This window comes from Candidatus Magnetaquicoccus inordinatus, from assembly GCF_004217665.1.
GTDB lineage: Bacteria > Pseudomonadota > Magnetococcia > Magnetococcales > Magnetaquicoccaceae > Magnetaquicoccus > Magnetaquicoccus inordinatus.
In genome coordinates this window covers 1-1,356 of the sequence record NZ_RXIU01000453.1, presented here as the reverse complement: position 1 = coordinate 1,356, position 1,356 = coordinate 1, and the positions used below count along the sequence as shown (strand labels likewise).

The following is a 1,356-nucleotide window of genomic DNA, read 5'->3' as shown; positions in this document are numbered from 1 at the left end:
CGCCTAATGGAAGCAAGCTGTGGGCATTGGCGCGCATTTTTTGCGCCAATGCCCACAGCATCCCCATGGGGGTAGAGAGGGAGAGCCAGCGCGAACCTGAATAATTACGAGTTTTTGCTGCGATGACAGGCAGCACAGTTGTGTGCGCTGTACAACAGCCTATGCGCTTCAACCAGCCTTTTTCCGATAATATTCCAACAACGAATAAGCTGGTACAAAGCCACGCAAATTGCCGCCATCGGTAATGACCGGCAGGGCAAAGAGGTTGTTTTGTTTGAGCAGGTCTGCTGCTTGATCAATGGAGCCACGAGCTGGAATGGTGACCATTCTTTGCCGTTCGTTGAGTTTGCCAATGGCCTGACTCAACAAGGCCCGTTCTTGTGGTGTAACCGCTTTGGATCCATAAAAGGCACCCATGACCTTGCGCACGTCACCCTGGCTGACCACTCGAACCAGAATGCCCTGGCTTTCGACGCCAAGTATGCGCTGTCCATCAGGAAACATGGCATCGACCGCATCACTGACAGGTGCTGCTTCATTGAGCAGAAAGGGAGGCAAAGTCATTACCACTCGAATTCCACCCGGTTCATCGGGGGCAGGCAACGATTCAGCCGTACTGCGAGCCAAAACACCTGCAGCACTGAGATCAAACTCATAATCATCTGGGGCACGAACCGGGGCAGGGGGCGGAGTGGCAGGAGGAGCTGTCTCTTTGGGAGCATCTGCAGCCAACTCTTCCGGTGTTCCCGGCATTTCTATTTTCAGGAGGCTATTGGCAAAGCTCCTGGAGACCAACCAATGGGCTGGGGAGGCACGAAAATCGGAGACTTTGATCTCCATGCCAATGTCCAGATAGGTGTTTTCCACCTTGAGCGATGTGGGAAGAGCGCCGCCACCACCCAAATGTTCGACCGAATCAAGGAAAAGATGACCACCCGCCATTTTTTCTTCAACGCGGGTATTCAGGCTTCCCATGATTTGGTTGGCAATTTCATGGAAACCTTCTTGAATCTCTTCCGTATACTCTCTGGATTTGACATTTTTCTGCACCACCGCCTTGGGCAGCATCATCATCAAGCCAGACAAGGCGATGGCAGCCGGTGCATCCAGGAGCAGATGAATACTTCCCGAACGTAGCCCATCCTCAAGGGCATAGGAGGAGCTGTATTCAGAATCAAACAAAAAGCCCAGATCGTCCTCACCACGGAGGAGATTGACCTCAGTGAGGGTGCACTCCACCGGGGCATCGACGAGCGTATTCATATCGTCGGACAGCTTCTGGAAGAAGCTCAGGAAAAACTGTCTGGCCTTTTTGGCTATCTGATCAGGAATTTCCATGTTCTATCTGCCTGTTCG

Annotated in this window: 1 protein-coding gene; it reads right to left on the bottom strand. The window is 52.4% G+C overall.

Annotated elements, in window-relative coordinates; all coding sequences use genetic code 11:
* Window positions 1-168 precede the first annotated feature (168 nt).
* On the bottom strand, window positions 169-1,338 hold the full coding sequence (locus EJP87_RS16470; protein ID WP_130472926.1) for a CBS domain-containing protein: 1,170 nt from the start codon (window positions 1,336-1,338) through the stop codon (window positions 169-171).
* Between the last annotated feature and the right edge of the window lie 18 nt (window positions 1,339-1,356).

Excerpts from the sequence above, each read along its gene's own strand:
- EJP87_RS16470 (WP_130472926.1), bottom strand. The coding sequence starts at position 1,338 with ATGGAAATTCCTGATCAGATAGCCAAAAAGGCCAGACAGTTTTTCCTG.